Here is a 17,153-nt window from a genome sequence, read left to right on the forward strand (position 1 = left end):
CCGGCGGGTGGGCCGACACGCCTAGTTCGGCCCACCCCCAGACGGGTACAGCACACGCGTTCGGGTCACGGCACACGTGTTCGGGTGTCCCGAGGACGTCGTTTCAGCTCGCGGCACTTCGCGCGCAGGAGGGCTTGGGGATGATCTGGAAGGACTTCGACACCTGGATGCTGCCGTGATAAATGGCCAGGAACATGGAATCGACCGGAGCGGTCGTGAACCGTGAAGGATCCCACGACACCGCCACGCGCTCAGCTCCGGCGGCGGCCGCATCAGGGGATGGGTGCAGCTGGCCGACCTCGACGAGCAGATCGTGCACGCCGACGCTCATGGAGGCCGTGAGCGGCGGCGCGTCCACGAGGCGCCGGACGCTTCCCGCCACCGCGGCCACGCCGAGGAGCTGGTGCGCCACCAGCTCCTCATACTCATCCGGGTCGATCTCGCCGGGATCGAGCCGCGCCAGCAGATACTCGGCCGCGGACCTGACGACGGGCTCGTACAGATCCGTTTCCAGAAGATGCCGCAGGATCGCCTGGTAGTGCATGTGCTCAGGAATGCTGTCGGCGTCGACGAATTCCATCACCAGCTCGGCATCGAACGCGGACGGATCACTCCAGATGGCCCGATGGTTGTCGAGCAGCCGGCCCAGAGTGGTCTTCGGGTCCGTTTCACGCAGGAACTCGGTGAGAATCAGGCACAGATCGACAACCCGGCGCCCGGTACGGTGACTCACCGCTTTCAGGACACCACGCAGCAGACATCCGTGGAGCAGGGCCATCGTGAGCCGGAACTCCATGCCGGCGATCCAGTCACGCTCCGGCATCCGGCTGTGCTCGACGACGAACTCGGCCACCATCTCGGGATTGGTTATCTGGTAGGGCAGCCGGCGGGTGCGCACATCATGGTCGCCGCGGAATCGCTCGGTGGTGTATTCGGTGTTGTTCAGCAGCAGTAACGGGTAGACCACCGGATGGCCACCGCTGGAGATGACGTACTCTATGCCGGAAAGAAAGGTCTGCAGGGTCTCTCCGGGCATTCCCCAGATGAGCTCCGTATAGGTGGGGATGCCGCGATCCTGGAACTCCCGTTGCAACGTGCGGTAGTAGTCGGCTTTGATGTTTGAGCGTTTTGCGATCTGCAGCACTTCGGGGGTGAAGGATTGCGCGGACAAGGTGACGGCGGCGATCAGGTTGCCTGAATAGAGGATTTCCGCGATCGCTAGCACCCGCTTGCTGGTGTTCTTCGCCCAATTGGTGAACAGGAACATCCGCTTGTCCAGCCGCTGAAGTTCGCTCACCAGCCATTGCGCGATCTCCACGTCCTGCGGCAGGATCCCGAAATTCGCGTCGGCGAGGAACAAGGTCGCGTTCTGGCTGGCATGCGTGATGATATAGGTGATCTCATCCTTGATGCGGTCCAGGGGGAAAGCGCGCACCTTCGACTGGGTCGCCCCGCCCCAATAGCAGAACGCGCAGGAATACGGGCAGCCCCGGTTCGTCTCCAGAATGACGATCCGGGAGTCACGGATGTCCGCCGGGCTGTAGACGCCGCTGAGCAGCGGTGACGGGATGGTCGACAAGTCGCGGATCCGCGCACCGGCCGGGATGGTGATCGTTTCGTCTCCTCGGCGGAAGCTGGTCCCGGATATCTCCTCCCGCCGGCCGATGCCGTCGTCGTCCGCAAGAGCGCGCAGCAGGTCACGGAAGACGAACTCGCCTTCGCCATGGACCAGAATGTCGACCGCGGCCGACTCGGCGAACACGGTGTCCGTCTGATTGGTGACCTCGTTGCCGCCCATGATGATCGTGCACCCCGGCCAGCGTTTCTTGACCGCGTCCGCGACGTACATGGAGGGCCGGCGGTTCCAGAAGTAAACCGAAAGGGCCAGCACATCGACATGGTCGATGCCGTCGAGCCAGGCATCGATGTCGTTCACGAGTCCCGGTTCCTGGAAGATCACGTGTTTGACGAACTCGTAGTTGTCGCGGCAGCGCTCATCAGCGACCGCCGTCGCGTGCAGGTAGCCGAGATTCAGGCTGTAACGCACGTCGGGCATCGGCGTGATCTCGACGAGATGGCACATCCTTCTCGTGGTCGTTCCGGTGCTCATAGGTCTCTCTTCCCTGGGGTGAGCAGGCCGGCCTCGGCGAGGCGCAGGCAGGCGTCGCTGATCAGGTCGGGCGAGCGGCCCAGATACATCCGGACGTGACGACCACCGCGCGGTTCCAGCCGCCTCGTCGAGGGCCAGGCGTCCGACATGAACACGCCCGTCTCCACCGCGCACCGCTCCAAGTAGCGGCTCCGGTCGGCGTAGTCGGCCGGCACCGGATAGAGGAGGTAGGGGCCTGCAGGGCCGGCCACGATCTCGTGATCCGGTACGCCGCCGGCGACGAGCCCGTCCATCGCCTTTCGCCGACGTACCTGGTAGATGGCGCGTTCGTCGGCCAGATACGCCTCCACCGCGGCTCGATTGGAAAGCCACTGAGCCATCGCCGTCTGCAGATGCCCGCCGTGGTTGTAGGTGTGCGCCGCGCGCATCTCGTTCACGAGATCGTCGAGCAGCGCCGGTGGTGCGGTGATAGCGCCGAGTGCCCATCCATTGCAGTTGAACTGTTTGCCCAGCGATCGCACGGCACACCAGACGAGCCGCTCGCTTCCGGCCTCACTCAGGAGTTCGAGCAACGCGGAGGTCGGCTGTTCCGCGGGGTCGAGAAAGCCGTAATACGCATCGTCCACGAGTACGGCAGCCCGATGCTCGACGGCGAGACGCACCAGCGCCCGGACAGCCGACGGTTCCCAGCTCAGTCCGGTGGGATTGTGCTGGGCGTTGATGACCACGAGCGTGAGCGGCGTCTCGAGGGAGCGCGCGAACTCCGTGACCATTTCCGCGGTCGGCGCCCACCTGCTCCATGCCGTGGGATCCAGGTAGCGAACGTCGAATCCGGACGGTTCGAGAATCCCGGCGTAGTCCCATGCCGGGCCGATCACCATGGCGGACGACGCCCCGCCGGTGTTCCGTGCTCTGACCAGCTGGCCGAAGTCCCGCATGACGCTGCGGGTGCCGGTCCAGCTGACCGCGACCTCGAAAGCGTCGTCGTAGTCGCCGAGACGGTGGGTGTCGCGAATGTACTCCCGCAGCACTGAGCGCAACCAGGGCAGGCCGTACATCGACAGCTGATATCCGTGAGCGGAGGCGGGCACGTCCCGCAACGCCCACAGCAGGCCGGACGGAGTTCCTTCCCAGCGTTCTCCCAGTCCCAGCAGGATCGCCTCCCTGCTTTCCCCCTTGGCCAGAAACTGTTCGAGCCAGACGGTGTCCGGCAGCCGATTCGGCACCAGACCGCGTTCGAGCATGGGCGAGAGCGTCTGCATCATCCGTCGATCACCTGTCGTGACGCGTGCAGCACCGCCTCCGGGTTGGGATGGTTACGGCGGAAGATGAGGATGTCGTATCGGGTGTAGGCCAGATTCTCGTCGAACAGCTCGTAGAAGTACGTCAGTCGCGTTTTCGCGGCGGCCCGGAGCGCCGGGTCGACATTCTCGAGGTGCGGCTGCCGGAAGACCGATTCAACGTACTCGGCGATACGTTGCGACGACTGCCTGACGTATTCGTACGTCTCACGGTGCACCAGAGTCGCGGACGGATCGGCGAACAGCTCCGTCCAGTAGCTCTGATCGGTGACCTTGAGATCGACGCCGATGGCCTCTCCGACTGCCCGCCGCAGGCTGTCCGGGGGTGTGGTGTGGTAATAGATCGGCACCGCGACGAGCAGTCCGCTGGGCGCGAGAACGCGGTAATACTCGTCCCTGGCCCCCCGATGGTCGGCGATGAACGAGGTGACGTTGCTGCAGTAGACGAGGTCGAAACCACCGTTCTCAAAAGGCAGCGAAAGCCCGTCGCCGACGCGGAACTCGACGTTGTCGATCCCGAACCGAGCTGCTTTCTCCGCGGCGAACCCCACGGAGATCGGGTTGATGTCCAGGCCGATCACCCGGCCGTCGACCCAGCTCGCGAACTCGATGCTGGTATAGCCGGTATTACTGCCGACCTCGAGAATCGTGCATCCGCTGCGCAGGCGGCAGAGATCGATGACGCGCCGGATCGTGGCCCCACCGCCCGACGGCATGTTGGGCTCGTTGACCAGCCCCACCAGGCGAGAGAAGTCGAGCTCGGCGATGACCTCGGCGGTGAGCCCATCGAAAACACTGGCGATGACGGCATCAGTGGTCATGGCGAGGATCCTCCTTCGGCGGCAAGGGCACCGGGCTGACGTCGAGGCCGAGCTCCGCGGTCACCGACGTGACAAGGGCGGGTCGAATGCCCGTAGCGCTGACCTTGGCGAGGGCGTCCTCCCGGGACAGCGCGCCCAGGCGGACATGATGGGCCAGCTCATACGCGTAGGGGTGGAACCCGTACTTCCGCACGTGGTCGAGGATGAGCAGGCCGTTGAGCCGGCAGTTGGTCGAGCACGAGTCGGTGTCTTTCGGCGGTCTCCAGCCGAATTCCGCGAGCTTGGCGATCGTGGCCTCCTCGCTGTAACTCATCGCGTAGAGCGGATTCAGCAGCCCGGCAGGACCCGGCCCGCGCTGCTCGGTGCGCCATCCGGCGAGTTGCTCGCTCAGCGAGGTGGAGGCGAGGGACAGCGGCGTGAAATGCCGCGCGATCACGTCCTCGAGAAAGGACAGGCCGACCAGCGGGCTCGTGGTGAACTGGCCCGGTGTCCAGCCGCCTATCAGCAACGGGATGCCGTGGGCGCGGGCGAACCGCAGGCCTGAGGCGAGAACCATGCTGATGCACGATCCGCAGCCTCCGGTGGAATACTTCATGGTGTTCGCGTCGAAGTCCAGCTTCATGCTGACGTTGTAGAGCGGCCGCATCAGTCGGCCTGGAGGCCGGAAGAGAACATGGTCGGCATCGAGGCTGTCCAGGACCCGGCGCATGTTTCCGCTGGTCCCGGCGGACAGAAAGCCGTTGTCGAGCGTGAAGGCGAGCACCCGCAGCCCGAGTTCTCGTCGTGCGACGGTCAGCGCGAGCGAGCTGTCCTTGCCACCGCTGTACAGAACGAGGCAGTCGTAGTCGCGCGATGACGCGTCGGCCAGTGCCTGCTTTACCGCGTCGTCAATGCTCTGTCTGCTGACGACGACCTGTTCTTCGCGGTCACGACAATGGGAGCAGATGCCGGCGTCGTCGAACGAGATTTCCGGGAACGACTCCGGAAGCACACAGACCTTACATATCTGCTGGTCATAGCGGATCAGCACCTCGTTCTGCTCGACGGTGAAGGCGACATTCATCTTGTTCCTGCCCTTCTTTCCGCGACGGCCGGTGCCAGCAAGGTCAGCCGCCGTTCTCCGGCGTCGAGACGGCACGGGACGCCGAGCGGGAGGGTCAGCATGGGTTGGGTATGGCCGAAGTCGACGTCGGCAAGCACGGGAATGCGCCGGCCGCCGAGTGCGGCGAGAAAGACCCGGTCGAAGTCACTTGCGACGTCGCCGCGCGCCTGGGGCTGGCAATGACGGCCGATGACGAGCCCGGAGATGCGATTCAGCAGGCCGGATTCACGCCATTGCAGCAGCAGGCCGTAACAACGTTCCGGACTCATCTCGTTGGCTTCGAGGCAGAGGACGGCGCCGTCGAGGTCCGGCAGGTACGGCGTGCCGATGAGCGCGCCGGCCGTGGGCAGGCACCCGGCGAGCAGCGGCCCTTCGGCCACTCCGGGGATGACGCATCGCCATGCGCCGGGCTGGGTCTTCCGCGGCCGGGTGTCGTCCCGATCCCACCACAACATCTCATCCGTCCAGAACGGAGGACCCGTGAGTTCGATCGGTCCCGACCAGGACGTCAGTACGCGAGCGAAATTGCCGGTGGTGAAAGACAGAGGACCGCCGGCCTCCCCCCATTCCGAAACGACCATCGGGCCGTGGAACGTCACCAAAGACGATCGGGCGAGCACGGCCCAGAGAATCGAGGTGAGGTCGCTGTACCCGACGATCGGCTTCGGGCGAGCCGCGATCAGGTCGAAATCGAGATGGAGTGCCAGGGCCAGGCTCGTATAGCCGCCGACCGCGGCGACGATGACGTCCACCTCGGGGTCTTCGACCAGGCCGTGCAACTCCGCCGCGAGTTTCGCGGGTTCGGCGGCGAGCAGCCCGTCGTCGGACGTGGCCGACGGTGCGAGGCGCACCGTGTACCCGTGATCGGCCAGGGCGCCTAAAGCGCGGGCGAAGCGTCGGGGGAACCGGGCCGGCGCGGGGGAAGACGGCGTCCAGATTCCGATCGTGGCCTGGCCGGGCAGCCCGGGGGGCCGGACGAGCACTTCACCGCGCATACGGCTGCCACCGTTCCCGGGACTCATCGGGGCCGAGAATGCGGACGACGTCGGCCAAGGAGAGCGGCGTCTTCTCAGCACCCAACAGCGTCAGCAGCGTCCGCACGATCCGCCCGCGGGCCTGCCGGTCACCTCCCGCGAGCCGCCGCACAGCATCCCCCAGATCGCCACCAGCGCTCAGAGCCGCGCACGCGGCTTGCGCCCAGCGGCCTGCTTCGGGAGCGGCGGAGACGAACTCAGGTCTTTCGAGTGCGAAGCCGAGCAGCTCCGCGATGTCGGTCGTGCCATCCAAGCGCTGGCGAAGCACCGGTGCCGCACGAGCCGCCAGTACACGGGCATGAGACGGGCCGGCCCCGGCGGCACGCAGCCGATCGCGGATGAGCTTTTCCACGAAGACGTCCGAGGTCTCCGAACGCAGGTAGGTGCGGTTCATCCAGGCCAGCTTCTCCAATGACTGCACCACGAATTCCTTACGGCTGATCCGGGTGAAGTCGTAACTCTCGATGAGCTGGTCCAGCGTGCAGATCTCGTCGCCGTTGTGGCCGTAACCCAGCAGCGCGTAATAATTCACGACTGCCTCAGGCGGGTAACCGGCATCCCGCAACTCGTCCAGGTAGAGCAGGTGGCCACGGGGCAGAAAGCGCTCGCCGATGCTGAAGCCCGTCGTGCGCACCAGCGGGTGATGAAGATAGAGCGGCGCTTCCAGACCCAGAGCATGGTGGACGATCGCCTGAGGGGCCATGTTGGGCAGCCCTTCGACACCGCGGATGACATGGCTGATCCGCATGAGGCTGTCGTCGACGACGACGGTCAGGTGATAAGTCGGCCAGCCGTCGGGGCGGCAGATGATGATGTCACTGAGCTCTGCCGCCGGCACGGAGATGGGCCCTCGGAGCAGGTCCGTCGAGGTGATCACGCCGTCGTCCGGCACCCGCAGCCTGATCGCGGGAGAACGTCCTTCTCGTGCTGCCGCCTCGGCGTCCGCGCGGATCGCTCTCCGGCAGCGGCCGTCGTAGGCGCGCGCGTGCGCACCCGGGCGCCGAGCGGCCGCGGCCAGCTCGGCCAGCCGTTCCGGTGCGCAATAGCACCTGTACGCAGCCCCCGATGCGAGCAGTTCGTCGACCGCATCCCGATAGAGGTGCAGCCGCTGCGACTGGCTGTAGGGAGCGTAGCCGCCGCCCTTCTCCGGGCCCTCATCCCATTGCAGGCCCAGCCACCGCATTCCATCGGGATACGACTGCAACGCCCCTTGCGTCTGCCGGTCGAGATCGGTGTCGTCGAACCGCAGGACGAAAGCGCCGTTGTACCGTCGCGCGAAGAGCCAGGAATACAGGACGGTGCGGACGATGAAGCCGGGGAACGAGATTTCACCATTCGGGGCGAACCGCACACGAACATCGCCGTGCTCTTCGACCAGGCGTACCAGGGATTCGCTATCCATCACCGCTCCCACGGGCAAGTCGCATGACGCGGATCAGCACTAGATGTTCATGAAGCCGTACGAGGTCGTGCAGTCGAAGATCTCGCTCAGCCGAAGGTGGTCCGCTTCGCCGCGCAGATACCGCGACGTGGCGGCGAGCTTCTCGCTCCACTCCTCAGGAACGAGTGCCTTGGCATCGTCCATGACATCGGGATGGCGGCGATGAAAGTCCGCCATATCCGGCACCAGGTACGCCTTCGGTATCTGCGTGGTCTCGGAGCAGAGGAATAGCGTGATCGCCGGCGTGTGCGCCGCGACCTCCCGTTCGACCTCCACATCGTGGATCAGATGGGTCGGCATGAAATAGCTGTGACCGGTCCTCAGGCTCAGGCGGTCTTCGACCGTTCGCAATCTGCTCGGCTGATATTCCTGGTGGGGCGGCCAGACACTGTCCACTCCCTGCAGATCCACATCGTGGTAGCGCTCCCCCACGGTGCTCTGCACGTCCGCGTGCGGGTCCTCCGCGTAGATCGACTGGCGCATCTCGCCGATCGCCACGTAGGAGACGAACGAGAACGGATGGGAGTGCGGCGGCTCCACGATGACTCCCGGCTCCAGCCGCTTCGTCGACTCGAAGCCCTGGGCGTTGGGATTGGGCTGCCAGATGTGAATGCTGAGGTGCCACTCCGATACGGGGTAGGCGAAGTATTCTCCCACTCCCGATTTCGGAGGCGTCGTGGCCGACGTGGGGTGGGCCATCGACGTGAGAATGCCGGTCTGACCGCCCCAGCCGTAAATGCAGTGCATGCGCGAACTACGCGACTTCTCGGCGATCTCGCTCGCGGTCCGGTCGGGTCCGGACAACGAGCTGCGCAGGATGTCCAGGTAAACCGCCAAGCGGTCCGCGCGCCCGAGGGTGCGGACGAAGGTGTTCATCAGGGTGAGGCGTTCGGCGCCTTCCGGTTTCCTCCGGATGTCCTCCAGCATGACCTGCAGCCGGCCGAGAGCGCTCGACGCGTCGGTGACCTTCTGCTCGGCCTCCGCCATGATGCCGATGATCGCCTTCTCGGTCTCGGGGTCCACATACCCTGTCGACAACGCGTCGGCCGAGTCCCGCAGCGTGAGCTGCTCCGGACGTCCCAGGTCCAGTTGATTGGCTGCCATCGAGTGCCTCACTTCTCTGATCTGACGTGCGAGGGTCCGGCGGACGAGCAGTGCGCCTGCCGATGGGGGCTGAGGCCGTTCCGGCCTGGGTCATGGAGGTGATCGGCCGATCACATGACCGCACAGAAATGTGCGTGCCGTCCGTTTCTTCGACATATTCCGCGAGACGCTTATATGACGAAGCAGGGCGCGGAAACAGTCATGTGAGATTCAGCCATGAGCGTCACCCACGGCGGGCGGTCAGATGTTGACGGGCGGAAAACGCCGACCAGGCCACGTTTTCGCGCGCCGGTTCCGACGAACCTCGTCCCGGCCGTTCAAATGAACGGACTCTGCCTCTCGCCACACCGGGCGACTCGAACTCCGGGCCTCTTTCTCAGCATCTTTACACGTTCACATTTGAGACACAAGAGCCGGCGAACATATCGCCGGTCGCGCCTCGGCCACATGGAGCCGCCTGAATATCATCGCAGGTTATTCCATCCGGCTGACGCGGCCTTGCTCACCGAGACGGCGAACGATGCCAGGACGACCAGACCGGCGGCGCCGCAGACAAATGCCACGCCCGGCCCATTCATTCCGATGAGTATGCCGAACACCGCCAGTGAAAGCGGTGTCAGGCCGGAGACGCCGAGAGTGGCGATGCTCATCAGCCGGCCAACGTAGGAGCGGTCGCAACTGGTCTGCAACAGCGGTATCAGCAGGCTGTTCACCACGCCTGACAGGATGCCGATGAGCGTCATGCTGACGATCGCCATTAACAGCGTGACGGTCATTCCCACGACCGCGAGACAGATTCCCGCCACCATGAGCATGAGCGAGACGACCACACCGGCTCTGGTCAGGCGCTTGCCGACGCTCGCCATGGTGAACGATCCCACGATCGACCCCACGCTGTAGCAGGACAGCAGCATGCCGATCGCTCCAGCGCCCCAGTCCCGGTCCATGCAGAGGACCGGCATGCCCACCGAGATCGGGCCTTGGAGGGAGAACTCGATGCCGAGGGCCAGCAGCGTCAGCACGCGTATGAGCCGATTGCTCCAGACGAGACGCAGGCCCTCCCGCGCCTCTTTCCACACCCCTGAGCGGCCCGCACCCGTCCCTTTCTGCAATGCGGCCACGTGACGCAGGCCGAGCACCGCGGTCCCTGATATCGCAAAGGTGGACGCGTCGACGACGAATCCCACCGCCGGCCCTGCCGCAGCGATCACCATTCCGCCCGCCGCGGCGCCGGCCACGGTAGCGGACCGCTGCACCCCCAGCAATATTCCTTGATATCGCGGCAGATCCTGGGTGCTCAGCACATGAGGCGCTATAGCGCCTTCCGCGGGATCGGCGACCGCACGAATCACTCCAAAGCAGAAACTCGCCACCAGCAGCAGCGGCAGTTGTGGCACTGCGGTCAGCGACAACAGCCCGAGCGACAGGCTTATGCCGGCGCTCAGGTATTCGGCGGCGGCGACCAGCCGGATCGGGCCGAGGCGGTCCACCATCACTCCGCCGAATATCAGCAACGCGATCCTGGGGACCGCACGCGCGATGAGAATGACGGAGAACCCGACCGGACCGATGTCCTGCGCGGCGATGACGGCAACGGCGATGACGAAGAACTGTGAGCCGAAAAGCGAGATGCCGGAGGCGCAGATTCTGGTGATCATCCGTCTGTCGTGAATACGAAGTGCCTCATGCATGGCAGATCCCGCAGGTCCCTCCGCACGACGATCAGGCACGGCCGGCCTGCCGGACCGCCTTCACGTCAGCAGGCCGCGTACTTCGTCGTCGACGATCCTGGCCAGCCGCCGCCACAGTTCGTCCTTACTCAGCAGGCGACCTTCCTGTATCCGCAACGTGAAATCAGATCGGGTCAGGTCCGACCACCCCGTGTACGTCCGCACGTCGTCCGAGTCTTTCCGGTCGGCGATCACGGTCAGCGGCGCGGACATCGGGTCAACCGATCGATCCCGTAGGCTTTCGGTGAGCGCCAGGTCGGCGCGGAGCGGCTCGGTGATAACGTCGACCCAGTCGGGGTCGTCGAGAAGCTTCAGGTTGGTCTTTCCGACATTCCGCAGATATTCCGCCAGCTCGTCAAGCTTCGCCGTTGACGCCGGGAGCCCGGGAATGCGCAGACCGTTCGGGGAGTACGGCAGTGATCGCAGGATGACTTTCTCGATCGATCGGTTTCCGCGGCTTTCCAGCACATTGGCCGTCAGTCCGGCGACCATGGCTCCGAGACAGTCACCGAAGAAAACCATGGGCATGTCCAGAAGTGGTTCGATCGCTGTCTCCAACGCTTCGAGCAGCGGGTCTATCTCAACGAAGGCCGACCGGTTGAATGCCTGCTCGCGCCCCGGCAGGAGCGGAACGCAGAGCTCGACTTCGGCGCCGATGTGCCGCCGCCACGAGTTGAACGAAGCCGGCCCGCCGGCGATGTGCGGGAAGCACAACAAACGCAGTTCAGCGTTGGAGGCTCGCTGATAACGGACAATGGTGATCTTCGAAGAGTCCATGAAGTATCTTTTCAGGTGCGGCCAGACCATGGACCCGCTCCCCCATTCCGCGCCGCCTGGAGGCGGCACCAAAATTCGGGGCCCGCGGACCGAATGTGTGAAACTCGTGGCAGGACACCGGGTCACCTCGAGGAGAATGTCCGCACGAGCGGAAAATGAAAAAATCTCACGGTGGCGACGCCACTCGGACAACCGTCTCGATGGAAGCACACGAAAAATATCCCGTCAACGAGATCGCCGGCCGTTGCGGCATTCAGGTCGCTTTCATACCTCATGGAGAGGCACCTGCGCGACGAATCAGGTCGCCTCCAGGTGATCAACCGCCTGATCGAGCGAGTGTGCGATCCATTCCGGCAGTGAGACGGAGGCGGCCTGCGCCGCGGCCTTCCATCGTTGTTCCCGTTCGGATGAGACCTCGACCGTGATGGTCACGGTCACCCGCTCATCCTGGGAACGCGCGCTGTTGTGAATCTCCTTGCGCAGCCTTCTCTGGGACCATCCCTCCTCTTCCGCACGCGTGAGCCAGCGCTCCTGCTCGTCCTCGGGCAGGCCTGCCACCTCCGCGTGGTGCTGCAAGCTGAGCGTGTCCCGGCGACGGGACATCGGGAACTTGCGGGCCACCCACGCGTAATTGCGCAGCGTCTTGTACGACAGCGAGGTTTCCGCGATGGCCATCCGGTATCGGTTCGGGAAGGACTTCTCGCCGTAGACGAGCCAATCCCCCAGCCACCAGGCCGACGAGTTGCTGATCACCCCCAACTGATCACCGATTCTCTGCCACAGCTCGAAGGACAGGTCCTGCGGCAGGCACAACCCGAGCCTCCTGGCGCGGACGGAGGCATCCAGCCCCAGCCTCGCGCGAGGCGATGTCACAATGTCTTCTCGATGTCCTGGAGCAGAGTCGAGAATAGGCGCGGCCATTCGCGTGTCATCCCCCGTGGTCTGAGTCCGGGCCAGTTCGCCTCGATCCTGTATATGCTGCCGTACCGTCGCAATCCTCTATCCGCAAACCCTGTTTCGTTTGCTGGATATGTTGACTGTGTGTGATGTGACCAGACAACTACCAGCCCGCCGCGGCTGGGCACGCCGGTTGTGCCGCCCCGTCAGCGCCGATACCCGTTCGCGGCCCGTTTCAGAACCTCGACGTCCGCACGGCACCGCCGTTCTCAGCGCCGTCTGCTCATCATGCGAGACGGAAAAACCGCACTCCACCCGCCTCCCGTCATATCCAGCAAACGAAACCGTCACTGCGGTTCCGGGATTGCCAGCAAGGCGCCGGCACAACAGGATCGACGTGAACCAAGGGTTCACATAAGATGAAGGGAATTCGTCCATTCCCCGGCAGTCGCCGTACCCATTGCCGCAGGCCGGCACAGGCGCCGCACGGTTGACGAAGGTCACCTTCTGATCGCCCCGTGGCAGGTTGCGGAACAATTCGTGAGCTGACGCATGAGCAGGAGGCTCTGCATGGATCCAGACAATGTGGTTACCTCTCGGGGGAACACCTCGCCGGTGAATCCGGATGCGGGTGGACAGATTCTGGACTTGCGGCAAACCGTCGAGACCTTCTTCGCCCGCGCGCTCCAGATCCCCGGAATTGGCGAGCAGGAGAACTTCTTCGAATTGGGCGGAGACTCTCTCTCCGCCGCCCACCTCATCCACCTGATCAAAACCGAGCTCCGCTCGGATCTGAAGGTACGCGACTTCTACCGGGACCCCACGGTGACGGGATTGATGAAGATCATCGCCATACCTGAGTCAACCAGGAGAACGGATCCATAAACACCGGTGAAAAGACTGCAACTGATCAGCATCGGAGCGGCGGCCGTGTCCGCCATATGCTTCGGGTCCGCAGGCATCGTCGCCAAGGCACTGGGCGCGGCGGAGTTCACGCCGCTGCAACTGGTCTGGATAAGACTTGCCTTCGGCACCATCACGCTGACGCTGTGCGCCCTGGTATTACGGCCGCGCAGTGTCCTGATTCCCTTGACGAGCCTGCCGGTCATCGTGCCGTACGGAATAGTCGGGATAGCAGCTGCGCAAGGAATGTATTTCGCGGCGGTCACCAGGATCCCCGTGTCGGTCGCGCTGCTGATCGTCTTCATGGCGCCGATCGTCATCCTGCTGTGGACCCGGGTCATGCGCAGGCAACGCCTGGCAGGATCCGCGGTGGCGGGATCGATCCTCACGGTCTCAGGGCTGGCGATCGCGCTGCGGGTGTGGAACGGCATGGTGTTCGACGTCGCCGGCGTCCTCTTCGCCTGCGGCGCCTCCCTCAGCCTGGTCGTGTACTTCCTGCTCGCGGAACGGCTGCGGACCCAGGACGTGCATCCGCTCACTCTTCTCATCGGCGGGCTCGCGTCGGGCACGCTCGTCCTCACACCCGTGGTAGCGCCGTGGAATTTCCCTTGGGGCAAGATGCTCGAGGCGAAGGTGACCATGGGCGGGTGGCAGACATACGCGCTGCCGACTCTCGGCTGGCTCATCCTGATCTGCACGACCTGCGCTTATCTGCTCAGCCTTGCCGCGCTCAAAAGACTGCCCTCGACGCTGGCCAGCACCTTGGCGACCCTGGAGGTTCCGGCGGCCCTGATACTTTCCTGGCTGGCCCTGGGAGAAGCGCTTTCGCTGTCGCAATGGGTCGGCACCGCCGTCATGATCGGCGGCTCCTATCTCGCGCAACGCGGCGCGATCGCACGGCGCACGGTCAGACATGAGGAAGCGCCACTTTGCGTGCCTCTTCCGATGAAGAGCTAGGCGATCGCCATGATGCCGCCGGCCCGGTGTGCGGGCCGCTTCCCACCAGAGCGGTGACAAAGCCTGATCCGGCGCGTTCAGCACGAATTCCGCGGCATCCGCTCATGAACACATCCACGAGAAAGCACCGATCGGCGTGACATCGCTGTGTCACCGCGATCGGACGACCAGGAGGAAACACCTATGCTGACGATCGGCCTGATCGGTGGCCTGAGCTGGGAGTCGACGGCGATCTACTACCAGACGATCAATTCGCAGGCCCGGAAGTCACTGGGCAGAGCCCACTCCGCGCGCAGCCTGATCTGGTCCTTCGAATTCCAGGAGTTCGAGGACATGATCTTCGCGCACAAGTGGGAGGAGGTTACCGTCCGGCTGAGCGACGCCGGCCGCGGCCTCGAGTCTCTGGGGGCGGACGTGGCCCTGATCTGCAGCAACACGTTTCATCGCGTCGCGGACCCCGTGGCCGATTCGCTGAACATCCCGCTGATCCACATTTCCGACGCGGTCGGGCAGGAGATCACGTCCTACGGCCTGCGGAAAGTGGGACTCCTCGGTACCCGATTCACCATGGAGCAGGATTTCTACTTCGACCGGCTGGCCAAACTGGGAATCGACGTGCTGGTCCCGGACGGGGACGACCGGGAATTGATCGACCGGGTCATTTTCGATGAACTGGTCCGGGGAACCCTCAACGAGGAATCCCGGCAGTCCTACCGGCGCATCATCGACGGCCTCTGCCGGCGCGGCGCAGAGGGCGTCATTCTGGGCTGTACCGAGATTGAACTCCTGATCGGCGAAGGCGACGTCACGGTCCCGGTCTTCCCCAGTGCCCGCATCCACGCCGAGAGCGCGATCAGTTTCGCCTTGGGAAACAAGCTGAACGCACCGCTTCTCGTTTGAGACAAGTCGGACGACTGGTCGGCGGACCTGAGCAGCGCATCGGGTGGATTCGCGCCCGATGTGCTGCCCGCGCCCCACTGCCAGCGGTACTGCGAGGAGATGATCGTGTACGAGGACGGCGACAACGTACTTCTGATCATCGGAGACAAGGAACTCTCACACAGCGCATCCTCCTGGCGTCCCGGCGAGCCGTTTCCGCTCCCCGAGGGGCCCGGCGCCGATCGGTACCGCGCGCTGCTGGAGACGCACCGCGTGGACACGTGGCCGCGGATCGACACCACCGAGCGCCGGGGAACCGTGATAACGACGGGCGATTCGGGGGCGTACTGGCCCGGCCTGCTGCTGGCGAAGGCCACCCACCGCGCTCACCGGCACGTCGAGAGCCCGCTCTCACTGCCGGCGGCCATCAGGTCCGTCCGGGACGAGCCCGTGGCCGTCGTGGGGCTGGCCGCCGAACTGTCGGTAGTGGGCGACTGGATCGGCATGGCCGCCCCTCGCGCCGGCATCGTCACGGCGAGAGACGTCGCTTCGCTGGTCTGTCTCGTGTACAGAACGCTGACCGTCGATTCCCTGGCGGAAAGACAGGACTTCGTCGTCATGCACCCGGCGGACGCCGAGGCGGACCTGGCGGACGCAGTGGCATTCGACGAGTTCGGCCGGCTCGGCCGTGACGGTGCCCGCGTCCTGGCGATACGCACACATGGGGTGGAATGCAGTGCGAACCTGCCCGACGGGGTGCTCTGTGGCCGCTCAGACCATCTGGATGTCCCCCTGCCGCGGACGGCGGACAAGGCGAGGTTCGTGTCCTGCCTCCAAGGCGCCGGATGTTACCGACGGGACCTGCACGAGTCGCAGCGCCTCTCTGCCGCGGACCTAAACGCGAGCTTCGTGTTCCTCGAAAGTTGTGTCTCGATCTCCGTGGGCAGCAATGCCCTCCCCACGGACATCGGCCTGGGACTCGGATTCCTGTCGGGCACCGCGGTAGCGGTCGTCGGCGCGCTCGGACTGCATCTGCCCGACCCTGCCTTCCTGCACGTCTTCACCAGCCTCGTACGCCAGGGGCTGTCCCTCGGGGAGGCTGTCGAAACGCTCAATCAGCACGCCCTGGCCATAGGGGGCGAGCTGTCGAGATTCGGCCTGCTCGGTGATCCCACGCTGGTCGTGGCACCACGAACGGAAGCGCGACAGGACCACTCTCTCGCCACGGGAAACTCCGTCGTGGACGCCGCCTCGATATCCACTTCCCCGTACGTCGAGGGGTTGGCCGAGGTCGTACAGCTGAACGAGACCCTGTCACGCCTGCAACAGCTCCAGTGGCTCGGCATCGAGATGCCTGAGGCCGAGCTGTGGGACATGCGGCGTGAGATTCGCGCCGCGACCATGAAGAGCAGCCCGCATATCGGCGAGAAACAGGTCGCCGAACTGCGGCAGAGAATAGGCGCCGTTCAGTCGCTCATCATCGATCAGCAGGTCGATCAGATGCACCGCAACTGGTGGCACTTCGCGGAAGGCTTCCTTCCCCGGTTCCGGCAGGTGACGACCGTACCAGCTGAATGCGCGTTGTGCGGTGGTGACAGCGCCTTCATCGGCACCTTCTCCCATCGGGTGGAGGCCGGCCTGACCATAAAGACGCTTCACTGCAGACGCTGCTCGGACATCTGGTGGTCGGTCGGCGAGCCGGCCGTTCGCCTGGTCAGCCCGCAAGCTCATTGGCTCGCGCGCGACCAGGCAGCGGAACTCACCGCACAACTGACCAATCCCACCGGGCAACCTCTGTCCGGCGCGATCGGATTCGGCTCCCTGGCCGGGTGGCGTACCGGTTTACCGGTCGGATGGAGCAGAGAGCTGACCTTGGAGCCACGCACCACGCAGGAAATCGCCTGGATCATGGACATTTCCTCGACAGCCCAGGTGCACGAGCACAAGTCAGCGTTCGTCTCCTTGCTGGACGGTTTCTACTCGGCCTGGGTGTACCGGCTCTATGTGACCGGGCAGGGACGACGGCGACCGGACCAGCCTCCGGCCGAGCCGCGCGACGCCGGCGATTTCGCTCAAGAGGCCGACGGGTGATCCAAG

At 64.7% G+C, this 17,153-nt stretch carries 14 protein-coding genes; 4 read left to right on the plus strand and 10 right to left on the minus strand.

All coding sequences use genetic code 11. From position 1 onward, the window contains the following. Positions 1–103 precede the first annotated feature (103 nt). From ACWDRB_RS54965 to ACWDRB_RS55010, 10 genes are all read right to left on the minus strand, one after another. Complete coding sequence (locus ACWDRB_RS54965; protein ID WP_449908591.1) at positions 104–2,110, minus strand: radical SAM protein; 2,007 nt, start codon at positions 2,108–2,110, stop codon at positions 104–106. Continuing rightward, positions 2,107–3,375 carry an aminotransferase class I/II-fold pyridoxal phosphate-dependent enzyme gene (locus tag ACWDRB_RS54970; protein ID WP_449908593.1) on the minus strand — a complete coding sequence of 423 codons (1,269 nt, stop codon included), beginning with the start codon at positions 3,373–3,375 and terminating at the stop codon, positions 2,107–2,109. Before ACWDRB_RS54970 ends, ACWDRB_RS54965 begins: the two co-directional genes overlap by 4 nt. After that, positions 3,372–4,232, minus strand: a complete 861-nt coding sequence (locus tag ACWDRB_RS54975; protein WP_449908595.1) for a class I SAM-dependent methyltransferase — start codon at positions 4,230–4,232, stop codon at positions 3,372–3,374. The genes ACWDRB_RS54970 and ACWDRB_RS54975 overlap by 4 nt, the downstream gene beginning before the upstream one ends. After that, positions 4,222–5,295, minus strand: coding sequence for a hypothetical protein (locus ACWDRB_RS54980; RefSeq protein ID WP_449908597.1), 1,074 nt, complete (start codon positions 5,293–5,295; stop codon positions 4,222–4,224). The genes ACWDRB_RS54975 and ACWDRB_RS54980 overlap by 11 nt, the downstream gene beginning before the upstream one ends. Next, on the minus strand, positions 5,292–6,329 hold the full coding sequence (locus ACWDRB_RS54985) for a S66 peptidase family protein (protein WP_449908599.1): 1,038 nt from the start codon (positions 6,327–6,329) through the stop codon (positions 5,292–5,294). Before ACWDRB_RS54985 ends, ACWDRB_RS54980 begins: the two co-directional genes overlap by 4 nt. After that, a complete protein-coding gene (gene gltX, locus ACWDRB_RS54990) occupies positions 6,319–7,770 on the minus strand; it encodes a glutamate--tRNA ligase (protein ID WP_449908601.1) in 1,452 nt (483 codons plus the stop codon). The genes ACWDRB_RS54985 and gltX overlap by 11 nt, the downstream gene beginning before the upstream one ends. 39 nt (positions 7,771–7,809) lie before the next feature. Beyond that, on the minus strand, positions 7,810–8,925 hold the full coding sequence (locus ACWDRB_RS54995; protein WP_449908602.1) for a hypothetical protein: 1,116 nt from the start codon (positions 8,923–8,925) through the stop codon (positions 7,810–7,812). A 452-nt stretch (positions 8,926–9,377) separates the two neighbouring features. Next, positions 9,378–10,571: an MFS transporter gene (locus tag ACWDRB_RS55000; RefSeq protein ID WP_449908604.1), complete on the minus strand. Its 1,194-nt coding sequence runs from the start codon at positions 10,569–10,571 to the stop codon at positions 9,378–9,380. A 93-nt stretch (positions 10,572–10,664) separates the two neighbouring features. After that, positions 10,665–11,450, minus strand: coding sequence for a thioesterase II family protein (locus tag ACWDRB_RS55005; RefSeq protein ID WP_449908605.1), 786 nt, complete (start codon positions 11,448–11,450; stop codon positions 10,665–10,667). A gap of 267 nt (positions 11,451–11,717) precedes the next feature. After that, a complete protein-coding gene (locus ACWDRB_RS55010; RefSeq protein ID WP_449908607.1) occupies positions 11,718–12,233 on the minus strand; it encodes an LmbU family transcriptional regulator in 516 nt (171 codons plus the stop codon). A 654-nt stretch (positions 12,234–12,887) separates the two neighbouring features. On the opposite strand from ACWDRB_RS55010, the gene ACWDRB_RS55015 reads away from it, so the two are divergent. From ACWDRB_RS55015 to ACWDRB_RS55030, 4 genes are all read left to right on the plus strand, one after another. Beyond that, entirely contained in the window at positions 12,888–13,202 is a 315-nt protein-coding gene (locus ACWDRB_RS55015) for a phosphopantetheine-binding protein (protein ID WP_449908609.1), read from the plus strand. 6 nt (positions 13,203–13,208) lie between these two features. Then, on the plus strand, positions 13,209–14,177 hold the full coding sequence (locus tag ACWDRB_RS55020; protein WP_449908611.1) for an EamA family transporter: 969 nt from the start codon (positions 13,209–13,211) through the stop codon (positions 14,175–14,177). 183 nt (positions 14,178–14,360) lie between these two features. Then, the gene (locus ACWDRB_RS55025; RefSeq protein WP_449908613.1) at positions 14,361–15,077 is read left to right on the plus strand and encodes an aspartate/glutamate racemase family protein; all 717 of its coding nucleotides are present in this window, start codon (positions 14,361–14,363) and stop codon (positions 15,075–15,077) included. Between the two features lie 105 nt (positions 15,078–15,182). Next, positions 15,183–17,147, plus strand: a complete 1,965-nt coding sequence (locus ACWDRB_RS55030; RefSeq protein ID WP_449908615.1) for a hypothetical protein — start codon at positions 15,183–15,185, stop codon at positions 17,145–17,147. Positions 17,148–17,153: the final 6 nt, after the last annotated feature.

The organism is Nonomuraea sp. NPDC003707 (assembly GCF_053587055.1).